General features: G+C 73.6%; 23 protein-coding genes. 5 read left to right on the forward strand and 18 right to left on the reverse strand.

From position 1 onward, the window contains the following. Nucleotides 1-87: 87 nt before the first annotated feature. The 10 genes from ACIBW6_RS07065 to ACIBW6_RS07110 all read right to left on the reverse strand — a co-directional run bounded on the left by ACIBW6_RS07065 (nucleotide 88) and on the right by ACIBW6_RS07110 (nucleotide 11,243). Nucleotides 88-1,773, reverse strand: a complete 1,686-nt coding sequence (locus tag ACIBW6_RS07065; protein WP_399057733.1) for a DoxX family membrane protein — start codon at nucleotides 1,771-1,773, stop codon at nucleotides 88-90. A gap of 124 nt (nucleotides 1,774-1,897) precedes the next feature. Then, on the reverse strand, nucleotides 1,898-2,848 hold the full coding sequence (gene rlmB / locus ACIBW6_RS07070) for a 23S rRNA (guanosine(2251)-2'-O)-methyltransferase RlmB (protein WP_399057460.1): 951 nt from the start codon (nucleotides 2,846-2,848) through the stop codon (nucleotides 1,898-1,900). Nucleotides 2,849-2,930: 82 nt separating this feature from the next. Further along, nucleotides 2,931-4,331 carry a cysteine--tRNA ligase gene (gene cysS, locus ACIBW6_RS07075; protein ID WP_399057462.1) on the reverse strand — a complete coding sequence of 467 codons (1,401 nt, stop codon included), beginning with the start codon at nucleotides 4,329-4,331 and terminating at the stop codon, nucleotides 2,931-2,933. A gap of 46 nt (nucleotides 4,332-4,377) precedes the next feature. Beyond that, on the reverse strand, nucleotides 4,378-4,782 hold the full coding sequence (locus ACIBW6_RS07080) for a PPOX class F420-dependent oxidoreductase (protein ID WP_399057464.1): 405 nt from the start codon (nucleotides 4,780-4,782) through the stop codon (nucleotides 4,378-4,380). Nucleotides 4,783-4,891: 109 nt separating this feature from the next. Beyond that, nucleotides 4,892-6,625, reverse strand: coding sequence for an ABC transporter permease subunit (locus ACIBW6_RS07085; RefSeq protein WP_399057466.1), 1,734 nt, complete (start codon nucleotides 6,623-6,625; stop codon nucleotides 4,892-4,894). Next, a complete protein-coding gene (locus ACIBW6_RS07090; RefSeq protein ID WP_399057468.1) occupies nucleotides 6,622-8,091 on the reverse strand; it encodes an ABC transporter substrate-binding protein in 1,470 nt (489 codons plus the stop codon). Before ACIBW6_RS07090 ends, ACIBW6_RS07085 begins: the two co-directional genes overlap by 4 nt. After that, entirely contained in the window at nucleotides 8,091-8,642 is a 552-nt protein-coding gene (locus ACIBW6_RS07095) for a GNAT family N-acetyltransferase (protein ID WP_399057735.1), read from the reverse strand. The genes ACIBW6_RS07090 and ACIBW6_RS07095 overlap by 1 nt, the downstream gene beginning before the upstream one ends. Nucleotides 8,643-9,228: 586 nt before the next feature. Continuing rightward, nucleotides 9,229-9,780, reverse strand: a complete 552-nt coding sequence (gene ispF, locus ACIBW6_RS07100) for a 2-C-methyl-D-erythritol 2,4-cyclodiphosphate synthase (RefSeq protein WP_399057470.1) — start codon at nucleotides 9,778-9,780, stop codon at nucleotides 9,229-9,231. Continuing rightward, complete coding sequence (gene ispD, locus ACIBW6_RS07105; RefSeq protein ID WP_399057472.1) at nucleotides 9,770-10,519, reverse strand: 2-C-methyl-D-erythritol 4-phosphate cytidylyltransferase; 750 nt, start codon at nucleotides 10,517-10,519, stop codon at nucleotides 9,770-9,772. The genes ispF and ispD overlap by 11 nt, the downstream gene beginning before the upstream one ends. Before the next feature lie 241 nt (nucleotides 10,520-10,760). Then, nucleotides 10,761-11,243, reverse strand: coding sequence for a CarD family transcriptional regulator (locus ACIBW6_RS07110; protein ID WP_003953493.1), 483 nt, complete (start codon nucleotides 11,241-11,243; stop codon nucleotides 10,761-10,763). Nucleotides 11,244-11,896: 653 nt separating this feature from the next. Here ACIBW6_RS07110 and ACIBW6_RS07115 point away from each other — a divergent pair. Continuing rightward, entirely contained in the window at nucleotides 11,897-12,556 is a 660-nt protein-coding gene (locus tag ACIBW6_RS07115; RefSeq protein ID WP_399057474.1) for a DUF461 domain-containing protein, read from the forward strand. A gap of 104 nt (nucleotides 12,557-12,660) precedes the next feature. Here ACIBW6_RS07115 and ACIBW6_RS07120 read toward each other — a convergent pair whose 3' ends face one another. After that, nucleotides 12,661-13,341 (reverse strand): response regulator, encoded by a 681-nt coding sequence (locus tag ACIBW6_RS07120; protein ID WP_399057476.1) that lies wholly within the window; start codon nucleotides 13,339-13,341, stop codon nucleotides 12,661-12,663. Further along, nucleotides 13,338-14,723 carry a sensor histidine kinase gene (locus tag ACIBW6_RS07125; RefSeq protein ID WP_399057478.1) on the reverse strand — a complete coding sequence of 462 codons (1,386 nt, stop codon included), beginning with the start codon at nucleotides 14,721-14,723 and terminating at the stop codon, nucleotides 13,338-13,340. Before ACIBW6_RS07125 ends, ACIBW6_RS07120 begins: the two co-directional genes overlap by 4 nt. A 199-nt stretch (nucleotides 14,724-14,922) precedes the next feature. Between ACIBW6_RS07125 and phoU the strand changes: the two genes are divergently transcribed. Continuing rightward, complete coding sequence (gene phoU / locus ACIBW6_RS07130) at nucleotides 14,923-15,663, forward strand: phosphate signaling complex protein PhoU (protein WP_399057480.1); 741 nt, start codon at nucleotides 14,923-14,925, stop codon at nucleotides 15,661-15,663. A 127-nt stretch (nucleotides 15,664-15,790) separates the two neighbouring features. On the opposite strand, the gene ACIBW6_RS07135 is transcribed toward phoU, so the two are convergent. From ACIBW6_RS07135 to ACIBW6_RS07155, 5 genes are all read right to left on the reverse strand, one after another. Further along, entirely contained in the window at nucleotides 15,791-15,970 is a 180-nt protein-coding gene (locus tag ACIBW6_RS07135) for a hypothetical protein (RefSeq protein ID WP_399057482.1), read from the reverse strand. Nucleotides 15,971-16,130: 160 nt separating this feature from the next. Further along, nucleotides 16,131-17,042: a calcium-binding protein gene (locus ACIBW6_RS07140; protein ID WP_399057484.1), complete on the reverse strand. Its 912-nt coding sequence runs from the start codon at nucleotides 17,040-17,042 to the stop codon at nucleotides 16,131-16,133. A gap of 221 nt (nucleotides 17,043-17,263) precedes the next feature. Further along, nucleotides 17,264-17,806: a GNAT family N-acetyltransferase gene (locus ACIBW6_RS07145; RefSeq protein WP_399057486.1), complete on the reverse strand. Its 543-nt coding sequence runs from the start codon at nucleotides 17,804-17,806 to the stop codon at nucleotides 17,264-17,266. Nucleotides 17,807-18,031: 225 nt separating this feature from the next. Next, nucleotides 18,032-18,424 carry a hypothetical protein gene (locus ACIBW6_RS07150; RefSeq protein WP_399057488.1) on the reverse strand — a complete coding sequence of 131 codons (393 nt, stop codon included), beginning with the start codon at nucleotides 18,422-18,424 and terminating at the stop codon, nucleotides 18,032-18,034. A gap of 91 nt (nucleotides 18,425-18,515) precedes the next feature. After that, nucleotides 18,516-19,277, reverse strand: a complete 762-nt coding sequence (locus ACIBW6_RS07155) for a phosphoglyceromutase (protein ID WP_399057490.1) — start codon at nucleotides 19,275-19,277, stop codon at nucleotides 18,516-18,518. 144 nt (nucleotides 19,278-19,421) lie between these two features. Between ACIBW6_RS07155 and ACIBW6_RS07160 the strand changes: the two genes are divergently transcribed. The 3 genes from ACIBW6_RS07160 to ACIBW6_RS07170 all read left to right on the forward strand — a co-directional run bounded on the left by ACIBW6_RS07160 (nucleotide 19,422) and on the right by ACIBW6_RS07170 (nucleotide 21,406). Further along, nucleotides 19,422-20,849 (forward strand): MDR family MFS transporter, encoded by a 1,428-nt coding sequence (locus ACIBW6_RS07160; protein ID WP_399057492.1) that lies wholly within the window; start codon nucleotides 19,422-19,424, stop codon nucleotides 20,847-20,849. A gap of 30 nt (nucleotides 20,850-20,879) precedes the next feature. Then, nucleotides 20,880-21,146: a hypothetical protein gene (locus tag ACIBW6_RS07165; protein WP_399057494.1), complete on the forward strand. Its 267-nt coding sequence runs from the start codon at nucleotides 20,880-20,882 to the stop codon at nucleotides 21,144-21,146. Nucleotides 21,147-21,214: 68 nt separating this feature from the next. Beyond that, nucleotides 21,215-21,406, forward strand: a complete 192-nt coding sequence (locus tag ACIBW6_RS07170) for a hypothetical protein (RefSeq protein WP_356491648.1) — start codon at nucleotides 21,215-21,217, stop codon at nucleotides 21,404-21,406. Between the two features lie 57 nt (nucleotides 21,407-21,463). On the opposite strand, the gene ACIBW6_RS07175 is transcribed toward ACIBW6_RS07170, so the two are convergent. Next, nucleotides 21,464-23,281, reverse strand: coding sequence for a glycosyl hydrolase family 28-related protein (locus tag ACIBW6_RS07175; protein ID WP_399057496.1), 1,818 nt, complete (start codon nucleotides 23,279-23,281; stop codon nucleotides 21,464-21,466). Nucleotides 23,282-23,457 lie beyond the last annotated feature (176 nt).

The raw sequence follows: 23,457 nt of genomic DNA on the forward strand, positions 1-23,457 counted from the left end.
GACCGCCGGAGTGGCCGTGACCGCCGGGGCGGCGGTCAGCCGAGGAGGCCGTGACCGCCGGAGTGGCCATGGCCGCCGGAGTGGCGGTCAGCCGAGGAGGCCGCCGACGAGCCTGCTCCCGCCGCTGCCGCCACCGGTGCTGCCACCGCCGTCTCCGGCGCCGCCGCCACCGTCGGTGCCGCCGGTGGAGGTGCCGCCGTCCGTGCTGGTGCCGCCGCCGGTCGTGCCGCCGGAGGTCGGTCCGCCGGTGCCGCCGGCCGGGGGCTGCTGCTGTTGCTGCGGCGTGGTCTGGCGCGACGGGGCCTGACCGGCCGTCGACCCCTGGGTCGGCGTGGTCGTGGAGCCGCTGACGCTGCCGGTCTCGCGGGCGGCGCCGGGCGTGCCGGCCGCTCCGGAGGGGCTCGCGGTGGTGCCCTGGGTCGGCGAGTTCGAGGCCGACGGGCTCTGCGAGTGGCGCTGCTTGTGGCCGGGGGCGGAGGGCAGCGGGGAGCCGGGCAGTTCGTTGCGCGGGGTGTCGCCCGGGCCTGGCGCGGTGACCCGGTCGGCGTCGCGGACGGCGCCGCCGAGCACCGAGCCGATGAGCAGCGTGCCGCCGATGACGAGGGTGGCGACGACGGTGCCCCGGCGCAGTACGTAGCGGCGCAGGTCCCACAGGGAGGTGCGCGGGCCGAGCCGCCGCCAGGCGCCGCCGGCCAGCCGTCCGTCGATGGAGTAGACGGGGGCGCCCGCGATGATCAGCGGTGACCAGGCGGCCAGGTAGATGATGTCGGGCGCGTCGTAGGCGGGGACGGTCTTCCAGCTCACGGTGAGCAGCAGCGCGGCCGAGAGCAGTGCTCCGAAGACGGCCGCGATCCGCTGCCACAGGCCGAGGACGGTGAGGACACCGACGATGACCTGGAGGAAGGCGATGACGAGCCCGGCGCCGACGGGGTGCTGGAGCGCCCAGTCGCGCATGGGTTCGGCGAGGGCCCAGGGGTGCAGCGAGTTCAGCCACTTGACCATGGAGCCGCGCTCGCCGCCGTCGAAGTAGACGGGGTCGCAGAGCTTGCCCATGCCGGCGTAGATGGAGATGAAGCCGAGGAAGACGCGCAGCGGGAGCAGGACGACGCCGAGGTTCATCCGGCGGCCCGGGTAGTAGGCGTGCCGGACGGGTCCGTAGCGCCGTGCGGCGGTGCTCTCGCCCGGCCCCTCGCCGTCGTCGAACTCCTCGTCCTCGTACGGCAGGTGCGGGAGTTCGCCGGTCTCCTCGAAGGCGCTGCCCGCCTGCCGCATCTGCGGCAGGATGCGGGTGCCGGGGCCGCCCTGGCGGGGGCCGATGACGACGGACGTCTCGTCCGTGCCGTCCCCCGCGTACCGCCCGTCGGCGAGGTCGCGGTCGAGGTCGACACGCGGGATGACCTGCGTGGCACCGCCGTCGCCTGCCTCGTCCGGGCCGCCTGCGCGACGCGCGGTCCGCAGCAGGCCGCTGGCGGCGAGGTCCCCGGCTCCGCTCATGACGACGGGGCGCCGCCGGGCGCCGGGCGTGCCGGCCGCCGTGATGACGGGGATGCGGGCGGTCGCCGCGGCGGCTCCGGCCGGGCCCATGGCGCTCACGTGCCGTGCGATGCGCGGGAGTTGCGTCTGTTGCGCCCTGGGAAGCTGCACGCGGAAGGTCGCGTGATTGACGATGACCTGCGCCGGGTCGCACGGAACCTTCACCATGCTCAGCGCGGGAGCGTCGTCGAATCCCGACGAGCGGTCCCCCGAGGGAGTGCGGGGTGTTCTGGTGTCCACACTCATCTAACCGAGTGATGTGTGTTTAGGACACTGCCTTGACCGCACCGAAATGTCCGGGCCCCGTCAACCCTGGCAACCCGGTCGAAATGGTGCCGATGGGGCGGGGCCCGGACCGGACCGCTCAGGCGCGGCGCCGCGCCGCCTCGTAGAGGACGACTCCGGCCGCCACACCGGCGTTCAGCGACTCCGCGCCGCCCGGCATGGGGATGCGGACGCGGTGGTCGCAGGTCTCGCCGACCAGGCGCGACAGGCCCTTGCCCTCGCTGCCGACCACGATGACGACCGGTCCGGCCAGCGCCGCGAGGTCGCCGATCTCGCTCTCGCCGTCGGCGGCGAGGCCGACGATGGTCACGCCGGCCTTCTTGTACTGCTCCAGGGCGCGCGTCAGGTTGGTGGCGCGGGCGACCGGGGTGCGGGCGGCGGTGCCCGCGGAGGTCTTCCAGGCACCGGCGGTCATGCCGGCGGCGCGCCGCTCGGGCACGACCACGCCGTGGCCGCCGAACGCGGAGACCGAGCGGACGACCGCGCCGAGGTTGCGCGGGTCGGTGACGCCGTCGAGGGCGACGATCAGCGGGTCCTCGCCCTGGTCGAAGGCGGCGGCGACGAGGTCCTCGGGGTGCGCGTACTCGTACGGCGGGACCTGGAGGACGAGGCCCTGGTGGTTGAGGCCGTTGGTCATCCGGTCCAGCTCGGGGCGGGGGGCCTCCATCAGGTGGATGCCGCCGCGCTCGCCGGCGAGCTGGAGCGCCTCGCGGACGCGCTCGTCGTTGTCGATGAACTGCTGGACGTAGAGGGTGATGGCGGGCACGCCCTCGCGCAGCGCCTCGACGACGGGGTTGCGGCCGACGACCATCTCGGAGGTGGCCTTGCCGCGGGGGCCGCCGGTGCGGCTGGTGGGGCGGCGGGCGGCCTGCTTGGCGGCCGCGTTGGCGACGCGGTTCTTCTTGTGGCCCTTGCGTGCCTCGGCGGGCGGGGTGGGGCCCTTGCCTTCGAGGCCCTTGCGCCGCTGGCCGCCACTGCCGACCTGCGCGCCCTTCTTGCCGGACATGCGGCGGTTGTTGTTGGCGGCCATGACCTACCTGTCTCTTACGTTCGTGAATGTGTGTACGTCTATGAAGTGTGCCGCCCGACGGCGCGGGCGGCACATCCGGGGCTCAGCGGGGGCCGAGGCTCCAGCGCGGGCCGGCCGGGCCGTCCTCGATGACGAGCCCGGACTGGCCGAGCTGGTCGCGGATGGCGTCGGCGGTGGCCCAGTCCTTGCGGGCGCGGGCCGACTCGCGCTGGTCGAGCACGAGCCGGACGAGGCTGTCGACCACACCGTGCAGGTCGTCGCCGCGGTCGCTCTCGTCGGCCCACTGCGGGTCGAGCGGGTCGAGGCCGAGGACGCCGAGCATGGCGCGGACCTCGGCGAGGCGGGCCACGGCGGCTTCCTTGTCGTCGGCGGCGAGCGCCGAGTTCCCCTGGCGCACGGCGGTGTGCACGATGGCGAGCGCCTGCGGCACGCCCAGGTCGTCGTCCATCGCCTCGGCGAAGGCGGGCGGCACCTCGTCGGCCGGGTCGACGATCCCGCCGGCCTTCTCCGCGACGCGCTGGATGAAGCCCTCGATGCGGGCGAAGGCGGACTCGGCCTCGCGCAGCGCGTCCTCGCTGTACTCGATGGTGGAGCGGTAGTGCGGGGTGCCCAGGTAGTACCGCAGGACGATGGGGCGCCAGTGCTTGACCATCTCGGAGACGAGCACCGAGTTCCCCAGCGACTTGGACATCTTCTCGCCGGACATGGTGACCCAGGAGTTGTGCACCCAGTACTTCGCGAACTCGTCGCCGAAGGCCTTGGCCTGCGCGATCTCGTTGTCGTGGTGCGGGAAGATCAGGTCGATGCCGCCGCCGTGGACGTCGAAGGCGGTGCCGAGGTACTTGTGGGCCATGGCCGAGCACTCCAGGTGCCAGCCGGGCCGGCCGCGGCCCCAGGGCGTCTCCCAGCTGGGCTCGCCCTCCTTGGCGGCCTTCCACATGGCGAAGTCGCGTGGGTCTCGCTTGCCGGTCTCGCCCTCGCCGGAGGGCTGGCGCAGCTCGTCCAGGTCCTGGTTGGACAGCTCCAGGTAGCCGGGGAAGGAGCGGACGTCGAAGTAGACGTTCCCCTCGGCCTCGTAGGCGTGGCCGCGCTCGATGAGGCCGCGCATCATCTCGACCATCTCGGTGACGTGGCCGGTGGCGCGCGGCTCGTAGGTGGGGGGCAGGCAACCGAGCGCGGTGTAGGCGTCGTTGAACGCCCGCTCGTTCTCGTACCCGATCGACCACCAGGGGCGGTTCTGCTCGGCCGCCTTCCGGATGATCTTGTCGTCGATGTCCGTGACGTTGCGCACGAAGGTGACGTCGTAGCCGCGGTAGGTGAACCAGCGGCGCATGATGTCGAAGTTCAGCCCCGAGCGGATGTGTCCGATGTGCGGGGCGGCCTGGACGGTAGCGCCACACAGGTAGATCGAGACGCAGCCCGGCGTGAGCGGGGTGAAGTCACGAGTCTGCCGGGCGCTGGTGTCGTACAGGCGAATAGTCACCCCTCCAGGGTAGTGGGCCCGGAGGGGTGCCATGGGCCCGACGGCGTCACAGCCCGCCGACGACCTTGCGGGCCCGCACGCGCACCACGACCCGCTCCGCGTCCTGCCCGGACGCCGGGTTGAACTCCGCGTATTTCTTGCCGGTGTACTTGAGGGAGAGCTCGTCGATGAGTTCCTGGCCGCCCTCGGTGGTGATCTCGGCGGTGCCGCGGATCTCGGCGTACGTGTACGGGTTGTCGGCGGGCTGGACCAGGACGGTCACCCGGGGGTCGCGGCGGAGGTTCTTCTCCTTGCGGCGGTCGACGGTGGTGGAGAACAGGACGTCGTCGCCGTCGCGCTTGACCCAGACCGGGGAGACCTGGGGGCTGCCGTCGGGCTGGACGGTGGCGACGTTGATGAAGACCTTGCTGTCGAGCAGTGCCTTGAGTTCGTCGGACAGCTGAGCGGTCATGGGCCGCACTCCTTCTCGGACGGTGTACGTGGCATCGGTGGACGCGTACCCGATCCTGCGGGAACGCCGCGGTGCCGCGCGGCATTTCCCGGCAGGCGGTTCCCGGGTGTCACCCGGCGGGCGAGCGCCGGGCGCGGCCCGGTCCGGCCGGTGCGCGGGCCGCCGACGCCAGTGCCACCAGGGCGCCGACGCAGGCCAGCGCGGCCGCCGGGGCCAGCACCGACCAGGGGGCCCGCTCCGCGTACGGCAGGTTCTCCATGAGCAGGCGGCCCCATTCGGGGTCGGGGGGCTGCGTGCCGAGGCCGAGGAAGCTGAGGGAGGCCAGGGCCAGCGTGGTGGGGGCGAGGCGGAGCAGGGCGTGCCGGGCGACGGGGGGCAGCACGCCGCCCAGGACGTGCCGGCGCAGGATGTGCCACCGTCCGGCGCCGTGCACGACGGCGGCCTCGACGTGTCCTGCGGCCCGTTCGGTCTCGGCGAGGGCGGCGGTGTGCGCGGCGAGCGGTGCCCAGCCGACCGCGGCGACGGCGACGGCCGCGCCCGCGGGGCCCGCGCCGAACAGGCCGGTGACGAGCAGTCCGGCGAGGATCGCGGGCAGGGCGTTGGCGACCTCGGTGAGTCCGGTGGCCCAGCGGGTCAGACCGAGGGCGACGCCGACGACGAAGGAGACCGCGCAGACCGCCGCGGCCACCGCCAGGGTGCGCAGCGCGCCGTGGCCGAGCCGGGCGAGCACGTCCCGGCCGAGGGCGTCCGTGCCGAAGGGGTGCGCGGCGCCGGGTGCGGTGAGGCGGGCGGCGAGGTCGACGTGGAGGGCGTCGCGGGTGAGGCCCCACACGAGGACGGCGAGGAGGACTGCGCCGAGCGCGGCGGCGGCGCGGCGCCGCGCCGGTCCCGCGCCGGGGGTCCTGGCGAGGGCGGGCAGCGCGCCCGCGCGCAGGGCGGGGCCGAGCAGCCGGCGGCGCAGCAGCCCGACGGCGACGGCGGCCGCGAGGCCGAGCGCGAGCAGGACGAGCAGGCAGCCCTGGAGGAGCGGCAGGTCCAGGTCGAGGGCGGCGGCGACGGCGGTGCCGCCGAGTCCGGGGACGGCGAAGACGGCCTCGACGGCGGCGGCGGCCCCGGTCAGGCCGACGACGGTGAAGCCGGCCTGGGGCAGCACGGCGGGCAGGGCGCGGCGGGCCGCGTGCCGGGCGATGCGGGCCCGGCTCAGGCCGCTCGCCCGCCAGGTCCGCACCCAGGGTTCGGCGAACGCGGCGGGCAGCGCGTCCTGGGCGAGCCGCCCGAGGACGGCGCCCGCGGGGATGCCGAGGGCGAGGGCGGGCAGCACGGCGGAGGCGGGTGACTGCCAGCCCTGCGCGGGGAACCAGCCGAGGCGGACCGCGAAGAGCGTCGCGAGGACGGAGGCGAGCAGGAACTCGGGGAGCGCGGCGAGGGTCCCGGCTGCGGCGCCGCCCGGCGGCGTGGTCGTCGCGCGGCGCAGCGCCGGCAGGCACAGCGCGGCGGCCACGGTGACGGCGACCGCCATCGCGTACGCCATCAGGGACAGGGAGACCCCGGACGCGGCGCGGACGTCCGCGCCGACGTCGGCCCCGGTCACCCAGGAGGTGCCCAGGTCACCGTGGGCCAGGCCGCGCGCCCACTGTCCGAGGAAGCCGAAGGTGCCGTCGTCCAGGCCGAGTTGGCGGCGTACGTCGGTGAGCTGGCGCGGGGTGGTGGGGGCGTCGCCGTAGCGGGCGTGCAGCACGGTGAGCGCCGGGTCGGTGCGGGTGAGCCGGGGCAGCAGGGCGGTGAGGGCGAGCAGCGCGCCGGCGGCGGCCACCCGGCCGGCGACGGTCCGGGCGTGGTTCATCGGGTGCGGGTCTCCAGTCCGACGAACTGTCGCTCGTAGGGGTCGAGGACGACGCCGCGCACGGTGCCGCCGACGCCTTGCAGGTGTTCCTCGTGGACGATCGGCACGGCCGCGTCGGTGCGCAGGATGGCGGCTTCGGCGGCGAGCACGGCCTGTTGCCGCTCGGCGCCGTCGAGCCGGGCGGCCGTGCGCACCGCGGTGTCCACGGCCTTGTCGCGCAGCTGGGAGATGTTGAAGCTGCCGTCACTGGTGAAGTCGGAGGCGAGGTAGGAGACGGGGTCGCCGGTGTCGAGCGCGGTGGAGCGGGACATGAGGAAGGCGTCGTACTGCCCGTCGAGGGCGCCCGACTCCAGGCGGGCGTAGTCCTTGACGACGAGGCGGACGGTGAAGCCTGCGCGTTCCAGTTGCTGTTGCAGGGCGGCGGCCACCTCGGGCAGTTCGGCGCGGTTCGGGTACGTGGCGAGGGTGAGGCTCCGGCCGCGTGGCGCGGCGGGGGCCGCGCGGCCGGTGACGGGGCGCCGGGCGCCGTGGGCCCAGGCGAATCCGGGGCCGAACAGTCCGGTGGCGCGTTCGGCGTACCCCTCGTAGACGCTGCGGGCCGGCGCGGAGGTGTCGGTGTGGGTGCGGACGGCGGCGCGCAGCGCGGGGTCGGCGAGCGGTCCGGTGCGGGTGTTCAGGTACAGCGTGGTGGTGCGGACGGTGGGGACCTTGCGGGCCCGGCCGCCGAGGAGCAGGGCCTGGGCGGCGGGGACGAACTCGGCGAGTTCGATCTGGCCGGAGCGCAGGGCGTTGGCGCGGGCGTTGTTGTCGGCGACGAAGGTCACGTCGACGCCGGGGGCGGCGGCTCGCCCGGCCCAGTGTCCGTCGAACCGGTCGAGGGTCGCGGAGACGGCCCCGTTCAGTTCCGTCAGCGCGAAGGGCCCGGTGGCGGTCCCGACGGGGTCGACCGTGCCGTCCCCGGACCGGTACGCGGCCGGGGAGAGGACGGCGAGGGAGGGGTTGGCGAGCCGGGCGGGCAGCAGGGGGTCGGGGGTGCCGGTGGTGATCCGCACGGTCCGCTCCCCCGTCGCCCGCGCCGTCAGCTCGACGTCGCTGAGCACCCGCGGCGTGACCTCGGCGCGTGCCGCGGCGCGCAGCGCGCCCACGACGGCGGCCGCCGTGACCGGCCCGCCGTCCTGGAACCGCGCGTCGCGCAGGGTGAACTCCCAGGTGGTGGCGGCCGTCCTGGTCCAGGTGCGGGCGAGCGCCGGGTGGACGGCGCCGTCGGTGTCCATGCGGGTGAGCCCGTCGACGACGGCGAGCCGGCTGAGCAGCAGGCCGTCGTCGCCGTACGGGGACAGGCCCTGGGTCGGGGCGAAGGCGAGGTCGACGGCGAGCCTGCCGCCGCCCGCGGTGCCGGTGAAGGAGCCGCAGGCGCTGGTGAGCGCGGTTCCGGCCGCCGCCAGCAGGAAGCCGCGGCGGCGCATCAGGCGGCGGGCACGGCGGCGGGCAGCGGCAGCGAGAAGTGGACGATGCCCTGGCCGCCGCCGGGCAGCGTGCGCTCGTCGCAGACCTCGTGCGCGAGCGAGCGCCAGAAGGGTTCGGCGCCGGGCACGGCCGGGTCGGTGTGCAGGTAGAGGTCTTCGTAGCCGCCGGCCGTCGCGGCGAAGTCGCAGAGCGCGCGCACCAGGGTCCTGGCGAGGCCCTGGCGGCGGTGCTCGGGGCGGACGTAGACGCGGCAGAGCTGGGCGGTGGTGCCGGAGGGGAAGCGGTCGGCGACCCAGGGCGGGTTGGGCGGGGCGGCGGGCCCGCGGTCGCGGACCGCGCCGGTGGCGACGGTCTCCCCGCTCGGCAGGTGCTCGGCGACGAGCAGGGTGCACCGCTCGGGCCGCAGGTAGGCGGCGGCCGGATCGATGATGTCGGCGTGCCAGCGCGGCACGTACCCGGACCGCAGGTCGCGGTAGACGGTGTCCAGCATGACGGCACGGGCCCCGTCCACGTCCCCGTCACCGGCCACGCGGATCGCGTACTCACCCATAGCCTGCTCTGCCTTCACCGTGCGGGACACCTGCCCAGCCATGGTAACTGCGACGAATGCGCAGTAAGCCGCGCGGGGCGGGCATCGGTGCCGGTCAGGGGGGCGGGGACCTGCCGGTCTGGCTGCGGGGGCCCGCCGGCCGGGGGCGAGGGACCCGCCGGTCGGGACGCGGGGGGGGCCGCCGGACGGGGCGCAAGGGGGCCGTCGATCAGGCGGCCGGGAGGCGACCGGCCGGGGCGCCGGGAGGCAACAGGTCAGGCGCCGGGAGACGGGTCGGGACGCCGGGAGGCAGCCGCGAGACGGCCCGGTCAGCACACTGGACGGCAGCCGCGAGACGGCCCGGCCGGGACACCAGATGGCCACCGCGAGACCGCCCGGGCAGGTCGCCGCGAGACCGCCCGGCCGGGCCGTCGCGAGAGGGCCGGTCGGGACGATGGCAGGCACTCGGCGGGACGCCGGGAGGCAGCCGCGAGACCGCCCGGTCAACACACCGGACGGCCACCGCGAGACCGCCCGGCCGGGCCGTCGCGAGAGAGCCGGTCAGGACACCGGAAGGCGCTCGGCGGGACGCAGGGAGGTCCCCGGTTCAGGACGCCGGGAGGCGGAGCACCAGTGCCGTGGCGATCGCGAGGAGGCCCTCGTCACGGCCCGGGAAGCCGAGTCCGTCGGTGGTCGCGCCGGAGACGGCGACCGGTGCCCCGGCCGCCTCGGAGAGCACCTTCTGCGCCTCGTCGCGCCGCTTGCCGATCTTCGGCCGGGCGCCGACGACCTGGACCGCGACGTTCCCGATGGTGAAGCCGGCGGCGCGGACGATGCGGGCGGCCTCGGCGAGCAGCGTCAGGCCGCTCGCGCCGGACCACTCGGGGCGGCCGGTGCCGAAGTGCTGCCCGAGGTCGCCGAGTCCGGCGGCCGAGAACAGCGCGTTGCACGCGGCGTGGGCGACGACGTCGGCGTCCGAGTGCCCGGCGAGCCCGGGGCCCTCGTAGTCGGGGGCCTCCCACTTCAGCCCGGCGCACCACATCTCGCGGCCCTCTTCGAAGGCGTGGATGTCGGTGCCGATGCCGACCTGCGGCAAGGCGTAGGGGAAGGGGGACGGGGATGAGGACGGGGACGGGGCGGGGTGCTGCTCAGTAGCCATCGTTGGCCCTCCTGCGGGCGAGCACGGCCTCGGCGAGCACCAGGTCCAGCGGCCGGGTCACCTTGAACGCCTCTTCGTGGCCGGGCACCAGCACGACCTGGCCGCCCAGCTTCTCGACCATGCCGGCGCAGTCGGTGACGGCGTCGGTGACGGACTCGTGAGCCCGCACCAGCGTGGCGTGGTCGAAGCCCTGCGGCGTCTGGACGGCGCGCAGCCGGGCCCGCGGCGGTGTCGCGACGACGGGCTCGGGCGAGCCGTCGGCCGTCGGGACGACCTCCTTGACCGTGTCGGTGAGCGGCAGCGCCGGGACGACGGCGGGCGCTCCGTCGCGGACGGCCTCGATGACCGCGTCGACGGTGTCGACCGGGACGAGCGGCCGGGCCGCGTCGTGCACCAGCACGATGTCGATGCCGGGCGGCAGCGCGTCGAGCCCGAGCTTCACGGACTCCTGGCGCGAGGCCCCGCCGGGCACCACGACGAAGTCGGTCCGCTCGGGGAGCGAGTGGTCGGCGAGCAGCGACTTGACCTCGGCGGCGCCGTCCGGCGGGGCGACGACCACGACGAGGGAGACGGAGCGGGAGGCCGCCATGGCGCGGACGGCGTGGATCAGCATCGGGGTGCCGCTGAGCGCGCGGAGCGCTTTGGGGGCGCCCGGACCGAGGCGTACGCCCCGTCCGGCGGCCGGAATCACGGCCGCGGTACGGCTGCCACCAGCAACGGGACGCGTTTCGTCAGACATCGGTTCCGTTCAGGTTTGTGCGCTCGGGGGTGGTGGGTATGGCCACATCGTGTCGGGCGCGACTTCTTGACCGGACCCTTCCGTGACACTGGTCGAGCCAGCACTCCGGGCCCGGCACACCCGCGTACGGGCGTGATCCTCCGGGGGACGCATGTGCGGGTACGAACATGCCGCAGCGCCCGGCGACACCATCAGGGTCAGCGGGCACCACGGCATTGTTCCTACGCGGCAACAGCGCGTATCAGGACGCGAGAACCTCGTCGAGCAGGGCCTCGGCCTTGTCCTCGTTCGTGTTCTCCGCGAGAGCAAGCTCGCTCACCAGGATCTGGCGAGCCTTGGCGAGCATGCGCTTCTCACCCGCGGACAGACCGCGCTCACGCTCCCGACGCCACAGGTCACGGACGACTTCCGCGACCTTGATGACGTCACCGGAGGCGAGCTTCTCCAGGTTTGCCTTGTAACGACGCGACCAGTTCGTGGGCTCCTCGGCGTACGGCGCGCGCAGTACCTCGAAGACCCGGTCCAGCCCGTCCTGACCGACCACATCACGCACGCCGACGAACTCCGCATTGTCCGCTGGCACACGTACCGTCAGGTCGCCCTGGGCGACCTTCAGCACCAAGTAGGTCTTGTCCACGCCTTTGATCTGGCGAGTTTCGATAGCCTCGATCAGCGCGGCCCCGTGATGGGGATAGACCACGGTGTCGCCAACCTTGAACGTCATGTGACAGGTACCCCTTCCGTGGCTATCCAGGGTAACACGGAAACGGCGGGTTCTGAATGGCGTTTTCGCAGGTCAGGGCACATCTCGGGGCTTGACAACAACAACAGGAACGTGCTGCGGAGGGCGAGCGGAGCACGGTATTCGCAGGTCGGAGCGGCTCTCCGGCAGGCCCGAAACGGTTCCGTCACACACGCCTGAAGAGACCCCCGAGGGGAAGAACGTCCCGGTTTGCGTAGTTCGAAGCGCTGAACTTCCGCTACTCCGTTCGGGAGAGACCTCGCCCGTTCGGACCGGAAGAAGAATTGATCACCGGGATTCCCGCCACCGGATGATCGTTTTTCCGCACCGCCCCCGCATTCCTTACCGGAAATCCCCACACCCGGTGGCCAGCGGTTATGTGAATGATGAACAGGAGACCAATGGTCCTGGGGGGTGACAGCGATGGTGACGGTGGTGACCGTGGGGAGCGCGGGACGCACGGGGCGTCGGGGCGCCGAACGAGGCCGGGTCCGCGCACCCGGCGGACCCGTAGGGGCGGGTCGGGTGCGATGACGTGGGAACGGCTCGGTAGCCTAAGGCCGCTGACAGTCCCTTAGGGCGGCTTTACAAGTGAGCCGCCCCTGCCCGCCCACGTTCAAGGAGATGCCGCCGCCGTGAGCAGCAGCCTTCGACGCGGCGCCCTCGCCGCCGCCGCCATCGCGTTCTCGATCGCCTCGCTCGCCGCGTGCGGTGCCGGCAACAACGCCCAGACCCTCGAGGTCAAGCCGGACAACGCCGCCACCTCGGTCGGCGACATCAAGATCCAGAACGCCACCGTCATCACGCAGCCTGACCGCGCCTCCAAGGGCCCGGCCGTCGTCACCGCGACGGTCTTCAACAACGGCTCGACGGACCAGACCCTCGACGCGATCACGGTCGACGGCGTCGGCAAGACCGCGAAGCTGACGGACGCCAAGGGCGGCTCGAAGCTCACGGTCCCGGCCGGCGGGTCGCTCACCCTGGGCGGCGAGGGCAACGCCACCGCCGAGCTCCCCAACAGCCGCACGGCCGTCCTCGACGGGAACGCGCAGCCGATCACCTTCGGGTTCAGCAAGACCGGCGACGTGAAGCTGAAGGCGTTCGTGGTGCCCGCCGAGAGCTACTTCAAGAAGTGGGGGCCGAGCGAGGTCCCGGCGACGCCGGAGGCGAGCGCCTCGGCGAGCACGTCGGCCTCGCCCTCCGACTCCGCGTCCCCGTCGGACGCCGCCTCGGGCTCGGCCTCCGCGTCGACCTCGGCGTCCTCCTCCGCGTCGGGCGAGGCCGAGGGCAACTGACCCCCGCCGCGCGCGCGGCACACACGCCTGAGGGCGGACCCCGTCTTCCATGGGGTCCGCCCTCAGGCGTGTGCGTGTGCGGCGCGGCCCGCGCCGCCCGCGGCCTACGGTTCGAACTTGTAGCCCAGGCCGCGCACCGTCACCAGGTAGCGCGGCGCGCCCGGGTCGGGCTCGATCTTGGCGCGCAACCGCTTGACGTGCACGTCGAGGGTCTTGGTGTCGCCGACGTAGTCCGCGCCCCAGACCCGGTCGATGAGCTGCATACGGGTCAGGACGCGGCCCGCGTTGCGCAGCAGCATCTCCAGGAGGTCGAACTCCTTGAGCGGCAGGTCGACCTTGGCTCCGGCGACCGTGACGACGTGCCGGTCCACGTCCATGCGGACCGGGCCCGCCTCCAGGGCCTGCGGGGCGACCTCCTCGGGCTCGCCGCGGCGGCGCAGGACGGCCCGGATGCGGGCGACCAGCTCGCGCGAGGAGAAGGGCTTGGTGACATAGTCGTCGGCCCCTATCTCCAGACCGACGACCTTGTCGATCTCGCTGTCCTTGGCGGTCACCATGATGACCGGGACGTTCGAACGGCCGCGCAGCTGGCGGCAGACCTCGGTGCCGGGCAGGCCCGGCAGCATCAGGTCGAGCAGTACCAGGTCGGCGCCGTTGCGCTCGAACTCGTCCAGGCCGTCGGGCCCGGTTGCCGCGATGGCGACCTCGAAGCCCTCCTTGCGGAGCATGTAGGACAGGGCGTCGGAGAAGGACTCCTCGTCCTCTACGACAAGCACTCGGGTCACGGAAGGACCTCCGGGGCGGCAGGAATGGATTCGTATGCGGTGGAGCGGTCGGGCCCGTGTGCGTCGTCTTCGTCGCGTACGTCTCCGGGGCCTGAGGCGTGAGGGGTCTGCGGGGACTGCGTGACCTGCGAGGTCTGCGAGGACTGCGTGACCTGCGAGGTCTGCGAGGTCTGCGAGGTCTGCGAGGTCTGCGAGGTCTGCGGGGTCTGCGGGGTCTTCTTGAGGGTGCGGGTCGCGACCGCTTCGGGCAGCCGCAGCGTGAAGGTGGAGCCCTGTCCCTCGGAGCTCCACACGGTGACCTCCCCGCCGTGCGAGGCGGCCACGTGCTTGACGATGGCGAGGCCGAGGCCGGTGCCGCCGGTGGCCCGGGAGCGGGCCGGGTCGACGCGGTAGAAGCGCTCGAAGATGCGCTCCTTGTCCTTGTCGGAGATGCCGATGCCCTGGTCCGTGACGGCCACCTCGATGAGGTCGCCGCCGGGCGCGGCCACCCGGCGCGCGGCGATGCCGACGCGGGTGCGGGCGGGCGAGTAGTTGACCGCGTTCTCCACGAGGTTGCCGAGCGCGGCGGCGAGCTGGCCGCGGTTGCCCCAGATCTGCAGGTCGGCGGTGCCGCCCGCGGCCATGGTGATCTGCTTGCTGGCGGCGGGCTGGCGGCAGCGGTCGATGGCCTCGGTGACGAGTTCGTCGACGCGGACCGGTTCGGCGTCCTCCAGCGGGTCGTCGTTCTGCACCCGGGAGAGGTCGATGAGCTCCTGCACGAGGCTGGTCAGCCGGGTCGCCTCGATCTGCATGCGGCCCGCGAACCGCTCGACGGCCTCGGGGTCGTCGGAGGCGTCCATCACGGCCTCGGAGAGCAGCGACAGGGCGCCGACCGGCGTCTTCAGCTCGTGGCTCACGTTGGCGACGAAGTCGCGCCGGACGGCCTCGATGCGGCGGGCCTCGGTCAGGTCCTCGACGAGGAGCAGGACCAGGCGGGAGCCGAGCGGGGCCACGCGGGCGGAGACCGCGAGGGCGTCGCCCCGGCCGGTGCCGCGCCGCGGCAGGTCCAGCTCGACCTGGCGTATCTCGCCGTCGCGCCGGGTGTCGCGGGCCATCTGCAGCATCGGTTCGACGGCGAGCTTGCCGCCGCGCACCAGGCCGAGCGCGTACGCCGCCGAGCTGGCCTTGACCACGCTGTCGCCCTCGTCGAGGACGACGGCGGAGGAGCGCAGCACCGACAGGACGGTGTCGACGCCGGGCGGCAGGACCGGGTCCGTGTGCAGGGAGGTGCGGGTGGGGCGTTTCTGGTCGCGTTCGCTCCAGCGAAACGCCAGCATGGCGATGACACCGGTGCACACTCCGGCGATCGCTGCCGCTGCGGCGACCGCCGCGTTCACGTCCATGTCCTCAGGTTATGCGGCCCGGGCCGTTCCTCCACAGCCGTCCGAGTGGTAGCTCGAACACTCGTCGCCCAGAGTTCACCTTGGATACGGGGTTGGTTCACTTGGGGTGCCGGATCCGGACGCGTACGGGGCCGAACGTGGGACCGTGAGGCTGATCCGGCCCCACGTAGAGCCTCACGTACAGAGAGGGAACGTTCGTATGCGTGACGCGTACCACGAGGAACTGGACTCGATCGGCGAGGGCCTGGTCGAGATGGCCCGCCTTGTCGGGTCGGCGATCGGGCGCGCCACCACGGCCATGCTCGACGCCGACCTGAAGCTCGCCGAGAACGTGATCGCCGCCGACCAGAAGGTCGACGACCTCCAGCACGACCTGGAGGCGCGCGCGATCGCGCTGCTCGCCCGGCAGCAGCCGGTCGCCACGGACCTGCGGATCGTGGTCACGTCGCTGCGGATGAGCGCGGACCTGGAGCGCAGCGGCGACCTGGCCCAGCACGTCGCCAAGCTGGCGCGGTTGCGCTTCCCCGACCGGGCCGTGCCGCACGACCTGCACGCCACCATCCTGGAGATGGGCCAGCTCGCGCAGCGCCTGATGGCGAAGGCGGCCGAGGTCATCATCACCAAGGACGTCGATCTGGCGATGCAGCTGGAGCAGGACGACGACGAGATGGACCTGCTGCACCGCACGCTCTTCCAGCACCTCATGGACGAGAAGTGGAAGCACGGCATCGAGACGGCGGTCGACGTGACGCTGCTCGGCCGCTACTACGAGCGCTTCGCGGACCACGCGGTCTCGGTCGCCAAGCGGGTGGTGTACCTGGTGACGGGGGAGCACGCGGGTGCGCAGGGGGGCTCGGCGGACGCAGCGGGCGCCGCGGGCTCTGCGGGCTCTACCGGTTCCGCCGGGGGGCCGGCCGCGCCGGCCGTCGAACCGGCCTGAGTCCGGGCGCGTCGGAGTGGCCCTCGAATAACCGGCCCGAGTCTCCGCTCCACCGTGCCCGCGGGGCCCGCACCGGCATCGGTGAGGGCCCCGCGGTCGTATGCCGTCCGTGGTGCACGGGTACGTCTCAGCCGGTGCAGCCGCCGCACTGGCAGGGCGCACCCGACTGGCACCCGCACCCGCACCCCGAACCGCAGCCACAGGCCCCGAGCAGCACCAGCCGCGGAACGGCCCCACCACCACGGTCGGCGCGGGCGGACGCTTCGGGGACCCGGACGGGCGCGGGCCCGGCGGACTCGGCAGCCATGGGTTACCTCCTCGCTGGCCTCCCCGGTGGAGTACCGCTCTCATTGGATGCCGCACCGGGCGGGCGCATCAACGGCGCATACGCGCGCACGGGCGTGCCGGACCGGCGTGCGGGGACCCCGGGCGCCGATGTGCGGTTCCCGGGTCCGGCGGGGACGGGGTCAGTTCTGGTGGACCGTGTTCGTGCCCGGGCCGCCGGAGAGGGTGTCCGTGCCGGGGCCGCCGTAGAGGGTGTCGTTGCCGCTGTTGCCGTACAGGGTGTCGTCGCCGCCGTCCCCGTAGAGGAGGTCGGCGCCCTTGCCGCCGTAGAGCCAGTCGTTGCCGGGGCCGCCGTGGATCTCGTCGTCGCCGTCGTCGCCGGAGAGGTTCTGGTCGTAGGCGCCGCCGCGGATCAGATCGTCGCCCGCGCCGCCCGACACGGAGCTGGAGTCGCCGTCGGCGTCGATCGTGTCGTCGCCGATGCCGCCCTGCACGACGGCTCCGCCGCCGGTGGCGCGCACGGTGTCGGCGCCGTCGTCACCGAGGACGACGGCGGCGGCGCCCACCTCGATGGTGTCGTCGCCGGCGCCACCGCGCACGGAGTTGCCGTCCTCGTCGCCGGTGTCGGTGAGCGCGTCGGCGCCGTCGCCGAGGTCGATCGCGGCGAAGTTGTAGGTCTGGCCGGTGGCGTTGGCGTACCGGACGGTGTCGTCCTGGTCGCCGAGGCCCAACTGCAGGGTGGCGTACGGGTCCTGGCTGTCCAGCGTGGTGACGGTGCAGGTGACCGCGGTGCGGTCGGTGGCGTCGGGGTAGGTGCAGCCGTCCCCGGCGTCGATGGGGACGACGTCGTCGATGACGTAGCTGATGTCGGCCGAGCCGTCGGCCTTCGTGGCGGTGACGACAGCGTCGTTCACCTGGCCGGGAGCGGCGGTGTACACGGCGAAGTGTCCGCTGGGGTCGAGCGCGGCGGTGGCGGCGGCCGGCGCCGCGGCGGTGGCCGTGCCCGCCAGCAGGACGGGTGCGGCGGCGAGGACGAGGGCCGCCGCGGCGGCGGCGCCCGTCAGCGAGCGGTGACCGATGGGGTGGGAGCGCATTGCTGAACCTCCATGGGGAGTCCGTGGTCCGTGGTCCGTGGTTCCGACTACAGGTGACCCCGGGAGGAGGCTTTTGGTTGCAGGCCACACATAGGTGCGCTGTGGCCACTCACACCCACCCTGAGCTGCACGGATGAGGGAGTGGACGGCACCCGTACAGCTACGGGCCAGGCACGCTTCGGCGGAAGTTCATACGGCGGGGAGCGCCGCCGCTCCGGCGCTCAGGGGCGTTCCAGACCCCACGTCTGGAGAGCGAAGGGCCGGCCCTTCTCCTCGCCCGTGATGAGCGGTACGTCCAGCAGCGTGAAGCCCGCCTTGGTGGCCACGGCGACGCTGGCGGCGTTCTCGGCCTCCAGCTCCAGGATCACCCGCTCCACCCCCAACTCCGCGAAGGCGTACGCGGCCATCACCCGCACCGCCCGCGCCGCGAGCCCCTGCCCCCGGTGGGCCGGGCCGATGACGTACCCGATCTCCGTCCCCTCCGGCGCCCGCCGCACCATCACCTCGCCGAGGGGCGCGCCGCCGTCGACGGTGACGGCGAGCAGGATCGTCGTCCCCTCCGCCCGCAGCCGCCGGACCAGGTCCAGCCGGGCGCGGGCGGCCGCGTCGTCGAACGGGGAGACGATCGGCGTCCAGTACGCGACATCCGGGTGGTCGAACAGCGCGGGCATCGCCCCCAGGTCCCCCTCGGTCCAGTCCCGCAGGACGAGCCCCTCCCCCACGAGCTCGATCCGCTCGGGGAAGGACGACGGGTTGCTGCGCATGCGGGGGCCTCCTGGCCGGTTCGGGACGAGGCAGAATAACGGGTCGCCCGGGCGGGGCCCCCTGCGGTCCGTGCACGGGCGGGGTCCCCTGCGGTCCGTGCACGACCCCGAACCTGGCGCACCGGGCCGGCCCCGAACCCGGCGCACGAGGAGCGGGCCCGGCGCACCAGCTCGGCCCCGCACCCGGCGCGCGAGGGGCGGCCCCCACGCACCCGGCCGCCACCGTCACCCGGACCGGCGCCCCCGCCCCCACCCCCGCCGCACCAGCACGCTCACCGGTACGCCAATGGCGACCGCGGCGCCCGCCCAGAAGACGGCCTTGCCGTTCGGCCCGTTGACGGACCGCAGTTCGCCGTCGTCATGCAGACAGAACGAGTCCGGCGGTACGACCTGCCGCACGGCCCCCCGCATCCCATGACAGGGCCCCGTCTCGGGAAACAGCCCCGCGTCCGTCCGGAAGTACAGAACGCCCCCGGCGATCACGGCCACCCACCCCGCCACCACGGCCACCACAAGCGGCCCGACGGGAATCCGGGCCCACCGCCCCAGGACCCAGCACACCCCCGTCGGCACCCCGAACCCGGCGGCAACGGCCAGCACCACGATCAAGAACTTCATGCCGCCATTAAGTACCGCTGGCCCCCGCCGGGTACACAAAAGCCCCCTGCCGGCGAAGAACCCGCAGGCAGGGGGCCGGAAAAGCGTGGGGCTACTTCTTCTTGCCCTGGTTCTTGACCGCCTCGATCGCCGCCGCCGCCGCGGTCGGGTCGAGGTACGTGCCGCCCGGGTTCACCGGCTTGAAGTCGGCGTCGAGCTCGTAGGAGAGCGGGATGCCCGTGGGGATGTTCAGGCCCGCGATGTCGGCGTCGGAGATGCCGTCGAGGTGCTTGACCAGGGCGCGCAGGCTGTTGCCGTGGGCCGCGACCAGGACCGTCCTGCCGGTCAGGAGGTCGGGGACGATGCCGTCGAACCAGTACGGGAGCATGCGGACGACGACGTCCTTGAGGCACTCCGTCTGCGGGCGCAGCTCGGGCGGGAGCGTCGCGTAGCGCGGGTCGGCGAACTGCGAGTACTCCGCGTCGCGGTCGAGCGGCGGCGGCGGGGTGTCGTAGGAGCGGCGCCAGAGCATGAACTGCTCCTCGCCGAACTCGGCGAGGGTCTGAGCCTTGTCCTTGCCCTGGAGGGCGCCGTAGTGCCGCTCGTTCAGGCGCCACGAGCGGTGGACGGGGATCCAGAGGCGGTCGGCGGACTCCAGCGCCAGCTGCGCGGTGCAGATCGCGCGCTTCTGGAGCGAGGTGTGGACCACGTCCGGGAGCAGGCCGGCGTCCTTCAGCAGCTCACCGCCGCGGATCGCCTCCTTCTCGCCCTTCTCGTTCAGGTTGACGTCCACCCAGCCGGTGAACAGGTTCTTGGCGTTCCATTCGCTCTCGCCGTGGCGGAGGAGGATCAGCTTGTACGGTGCGTCGGCCATGGGGCCAGACTAATCGGCCCGCTCGGAGCACGCCGAACGAGTCTCGATTGACGGTCACCGTCAATCCGGTGGCCCGGGCCCGCACCCGGATCGTAAGTTTCGGGGACCTGCCGCACCGCTTACATCACCCCGGGGGACGCACCCATGCCAGTCACCGCGCTCAGACGTGCCGCCAAGGAGTCCGTCGCCGGGCTCCCCCGCGAGTTCTGGTGGCTGTGGACCAGCACCCTGGTGAACCGGCTCGGCGGCTTCGTCCTCACCTTCCTCGCCCTGTACCTGACCGCCCAGCGCGGGTTCTCGGCCGCGTACGCCGGTCTCGTCGCCTCGCTCATCGGGCTCGGCGGCGTCATCGCCTCGGTGCTCGGCGGGATCCTCGCCGACCGGTTCGGGCGGCGGCCCACCCTGCTGGGCGCGCAGCTCGCCACGGCCGCGACCGTCTCCGTCCTCGCCTTCGTGCGCGACCCCGTCGCCATCGCCGCCACCGGCCTCGCGCTCGGCCTCGCCTCGAACGCCTCGCGCCCCGCGATCCAGGCGATGATGGCCGACATCGTGCGCCCCGAGGACCGGGTGCGGGCCTTTTCCCTGAACTACTGGGCGATCAACCTGGGGTTCGCCGTCTCGTCGGTGTACGCCGGGTTCCTCGTCGCCCAGAGTTACGCGCTCGGGTTCCTCGTCGAGGCCGGCATGACGTTCGCCTGCGCCTGCGTCGTCTTCGTGAAGGTGAAGGAGTCGCGGCCCGAGCGGCCCGTCCCCGGCGCGGGCACCGCCCCGGCGCGGCCCGTCACCATGGGGACGGTCCTGCGCGACCGGCGGTTCATGGTCATGGTCGGGCTCTCCTTCCTCGTCGCCGTCGTCTTCACGCAGAGCTCGGTCGGCCTGCCGATCGTGATGGGGCAGGAGGGGCTGTCCAGCGCGGACGTGGGGCTCGTCGCCGCCGTCAACGGCGTGATCATCGTCGCCCTGCAGATCCCGCTGACCCGGTTCATCGAACGCCGCGACCCCGGCCGCCTGTTGACGGTCTCCTCGCTCCTGATCGGCTACGGTTTCGCGCTCACCGCGTTCGCCGGCTCCCTCGGCGCGTACGCGCTGACCGTCGCGGTGTGGACGCTCGGCGAGATGGTCAACGCGCCCACCCAGTCCGGTCTCGTCGCCCGTCTCGCCCCCGCCGAGGGCCGCGGCCGCTACCAGGGCGTCTATACGTTGTCGTGGTCCGCCGCCGCGCTGGTCGCGCCGCTGGCCGGCGGCTGGGTGCTGGACTCCGCGGGCGCGGGGTGGCTGTGGGCGGGGTGCGCGGCGCTCGGCACGGTGACGGCGGTGGGGTACCGGTTGCTGATGCGCGGCCTGCCCGGACACACGGAGCTCGCCACGCCGGTGGTGGCGGCCACGCCGGTGGGGACGGCCACGCCGGTGGGGACGGCCACGCCGGTGGGGGCAGCAGCGTCCGTGGTGGCAGCAGCACCCGTGGTGGCAGCAGCACCCGTGGTGGCAGCAGCGCCCGTGGTGGCGGCAGCACCCGTGGTGGCGGCGCCCATGACCCCGGCGACCCCGGCGACCCCCGCGCCCCCCGCTTGACCGCACAGCGCATTGGGTACGGGACCGTACATGGCCGACGTCTCCCGGACCGACGAGCCGCCCAGAACGCTGGTCGGCGGTGTCGAGGTCTCCGTGCCCAACAGCATCCCCGCGATCCGTGCGGCCCTCCCGCTGCGGCGCCGCACGGAGTTCGACCGGGCCATCAACGCGGCGGGCGTCGGCGAGATCCACGCCGTCATGCGGCACTGGATGCTGGAGGCCGTGCCCGATCCCGAGGCCGACGCGATCCTCGCCCGGCTCGCCCGGGACGAGGCGGAGAGGCGGGGCCCGGCTTGAGCCGTCGCCGCAGGCGCAGCGCCTGCCGTATCGCGTACGCCCCGCCCGCCGACGACACCCTGGCCAAGATGGCGGACCCGGACGTCTTCCGCGCGGAGATGGCCCGCACCCTCTCGCACGATCCGTACGGGCACGGCTCCAGCTCGGTGTCCGGCGAGCGGGACCGCCGGGAGGCGACGATCGGCGGGGCGATCGTCCTCTACTACGTGTCCGGGACCGTCCTCACCGTGACCGTCGTGCGGATGGTCGCCCTGGGGTAGCCGGCCGCCGCCGGAGATCACCGCCGAGGAGCAGTCACCACGGCGACCGGCCGCCGGTCACCGGTCACCGGCCGCCGGCGGACGCCTCGGCAACGGGCTCAGCGCACCGCCCCCCCCCCGCTGCGCCTCGTACAGATTGGCCGGCCGCACGACGTCCGTCGTCCCGTACAGCTCCAGACGGGAGTGGAGGTCCCCGGTGAAGTCGGGCACGTCGGTCTGGCCGAACTCGCGGACCGTGTTGAGGCCGACCGTCGCGCTCCACGGCGCGAGCCCGTCGATCTTCATCAGGCCCGCCCGCTCGTTGGTGACCCTGATGTTCCAGTGGGTGAAGCGCGCGCCGAACAGGGGGCCCGCGGAGGCGTCGCCGCCGTGCTGGCCGTCGTTGAGGACCGTGATGTCCGTGCGGACGTTCGCGAACGGCAGGCCGCGGTGCGAGTCGAAGGTGCCCCGCTCCATCCGGCCGCGCGACCACACGTTGTAGGAGGAGAGGCCCTCCACGTTGATGCCGTGCAGCTGGGTGCCCGCGGGCGGCTCGACCGTGCTGCGCTCGATCGTGAAGTCCTCGACCAGATTGTCGTGCGAGCCCTCGCGGCAGAAGTACGGGTGGTGGACGCCGCGCCCGGCGACCTTCGTACGGCGCAGGGTGGAGGCCGAGGCGGCGACGAACCCGAAGCCGTTGTCGACGTTGCGGACCGTGACGTCGTCGACCCGGCAGTCGTACGTGCACTGCAGCGCGACGCCGTTGTAGCCCTTGTCGAGGAGGTGCGGGGACTGCGGCGTCTCGACGGCTTCCAGGGTCAGGCCCTCGACCCCCGCGCCGGTCAGCGCCTTCACGTGCGTCGTGAGCCGCGGGTCCCACTCCGGGCGGAGGTCGAGGGGCAGCGGGCGCTCGAAGGTGACCCGGTCGCGCCGCACCGAGGCGATGCGCACCGGCCACTCGTAGGGCACGTACGAGGTCAGCTTGGTCTTGTCGTCCCAGGTGTAGGCCTCGGGGCCGGGGCCGCCGCCCGCCATGTGCTCCAGGAGCGTGTGGCCGGCGTCGTCGGCCAGGCGGAGCAGGACCAGGTCGCCCGCGCGCAGCCGCGAGGCGTCGGCGACCGTCACCGACCAGGAGCCCTGGCGGGCCGGGGCGAGCGTGGTCAGCGTCCGCCAGGCGTCGCGCTTGTTGCCGGTCCAGCCCTCGAACGGCCACTCCTGGGCCCGGATCGCGTCCGTCAGCGTCCGGAACCGGTCCTCGGGGCAGAGCCAGATCAGGCCGCCCGCCCAGGACCAGGACGACTTGGTGCCGCCGTAGCGGGAGCCGTAGACGCCGATGAGTTCGGTGAGGTTCTTGGTGGCGTACAGGGTGGTGCGGCTGCTGCCCGCGCCCTTGAGCACCACGTCGTCGTGGCCGATGTGGATCAGGCCGTCGATGCGGTACGTGCCCGGGCGCAGGTGCACCGTGCCCCCGCCGGCCCGTCCGGCGGCGGCGAGGGCACGGTTGATCGCGGGGGCGCTGTCGGTCGTGCCGTCGGCGACGGCGCCGTAGGACTCGGCGCGGAAGACCTTTCCGGACCGTGCGGGGCGCGCGGGGCGCGCGGGGCGGTCGCGGCCGGTGCGGTCTCCGGCGCGGCCGACGTAGGGGATCTGCGGGTGAGTGAAGGGGGCCCGGGTGAACTCCCGCCAGATCGCGGGGACTTGACCGACACCGTGCGCACCGCTCGCCACCGGCCCCGGCCCCGGTCCCGCGGCGGCGCCCGCCGTCCACCCCGTCCTCGTGGCCGCACCCGCCGCCTGCCCCGCGCCCGGTGCCGCGCTCGCCGCCCCTCCCGTCACCGCGGCCGCCGCCACCGCGATCGACGCGCCCAGTACGCCACGCCTACTGATGTCCCGCATCGCTGCCACCCTCCACCGACCGAACCGACCGACCAATGTGCGTACACATACGTGAATGATATTCACGTCTATGCCGGGCGCGAGCATGCCACGGCGACCGCCGACGCGGAAGGGGTCCCGCAGCGGGGAACAGTAGAGCCGCAGCGGGGAGCAGTGGAGGCCGATCAGCCCCGCCT

The sequence above is a fragment of the Streptomyces sp. NPDC049813 genome (assembly GCF_044465085.1).
Lineage (GTDB): Bacteria > Actinomycetota > Actinomycetes > Streptomycetales > Streptomycetaceae > Streptomyces.

What these genes read in the sequence shown, in the direction of transcription:
- rlmB (WP_399057460.1), bottom strand. Translation starts at nt 2,848, where the DNA reads ATGGCCGCCAACAACAACCGCCGCATGTCCGGCAAGAAGGGCGCGCAG.
- ACIBW6_RS07080 (WP_399057464.1), bottom strand. Translation starts at nt 4,782, where the DNA reads ATGACCGCTCAGCTGTCCGACGAACTCAAGGCACTGCTCGACAGCAAG.
- ACIBW6_RS07085 (WP_399057466.1), bottom strand. Translation starts at nt 6,625, where the DNA reads ATGAACCACGCCCGGACCGTCGCCGGCCGGGTGGCCGCCGCCGGCGCG.
- ACIBW6_RS07090 (WP_399057468.1), bottom strand. Translation starts at nt 8,091, where the DNA reads ATGCGCCGCCGCGGCTTCCTGCTGGCGGCGGCCGGAACCGCGCTCACC.
- ACIBW6_RS07095 (WP_399057735.1), bottom strand. Translation starts at nt 8,642, where the DNA reads ATGGGTGAGTACGCGATCCGCGTGGCCGGTGACGGGGACGTGGACGGG.
- ispF (WP_399057470.1), bottom strand. Translation starts at nt 9,780, where the DNA reads ATGGCTACTGAGCAGCACCCCGCCCCGTCCCCGTCCTCATCCCCGTCC.
- ispD (WP_399057472.1), bottom strand. Translation starts at nt 10,519, where the DNA reads ATGTCTGACGAAACGCGTCCCGTTGCTGGTGGCAGCCGTACCGCGGCC.
- ACIBW6_RS07110 (WP_003953493.1), bottom strand. Translation starts at nt 11,243, where the DNA reads ATGACGTTCAAGGTTGGCGACACCGTGGTCTATCCCCATCACGGGGCC.
- ACIBW6_RS07125 (WP_399057478.1), bottom strand. Translation starts at nt 14,723, where the DNA reads ATGGACGTGAACGCGGCGGTCGCCGCAGCGGCAGCGATCGCCGGAGTG.
- phoU (WP_399057480.1), top strand. Translation starts at nt 14,923, where the DNA reads ATGCGTGACGCGTACCACGAGGAACTGGACTCGATCGGCGAGGGCCTG.
- ACIBW6_RS07135 (WP_399057482.1), bottom strand. Translation starts at nt 15,970, where the DNA reads ATGGCTGCCGAGTCCGCCGGGCCCGCGCCCGTCCGGGTCCCCGAAGCG.
- ACIBW6_RS07140 (WP_399057484.1), bottom strand. Translation starts at nt 17,042, where the DNA reads ATGCGCTCCCACCCCATCGGTCACCGCTCGCTGACGGGCGCCGCCGCC.
- ACIBW6_RS07145 (WP_399057486.1), bottom strand. Translation starts at nt 17,806, where the DNA reads ATGCGCAGCAACCCGTCGTCCTTCCCCGAGCGGATCGAGCTCGTGGGG.
- ACIBW6_RS07150 (WP_399057488.1), bottom strand. Translation starts at nt 18,424, where the DNA reads ATGAAGTTCTTGATCGTGGTGCTGGCCGTTGCCGCCGGGTTCGGGGTG.
- ACIBW6_RS07155 (WP_399057490.1), bottom strand. Translation starts at nt 19,277, where the DNA reads ATGGCCGACGCACCGTACAAGCTGATCCTCCTCCGCCACGGCGAGAGC.
- ACIBW6_RS07160 (WP_399057492.1), top strand. Translation starts at nt 19,422, where the DNA reads ATGCCAGTCACCGCGCTCAGACGTGCCGCCAAGGAGTCCGTCGCCGGG.
- ACIBW6_RS07165 (WP_399057494.1), top strand. Translation starts at nt 20,880, where the DNA reads ATGGCCGACGTCTCCCGGACCGACGAGCCGCCCAGAACGCTGGTCGGC.
- ACIBW6_RS07170 (WP_356491648.1), top strand. Translation starts at nt 21,215, where the DNA reads ATGGCGGACCCGGACGTCTTCCGCGCGGAGATGGCCCGCACCCTCTCG.
- ACIBW6_RS07175 (WP_399057496.1), bottom strand. Translation starts at nt 23,281, where the DNA reads ATGCGGGACATCAGTAGGCGTGGCGTACTGGGCGCGTCGATCGCGGTG.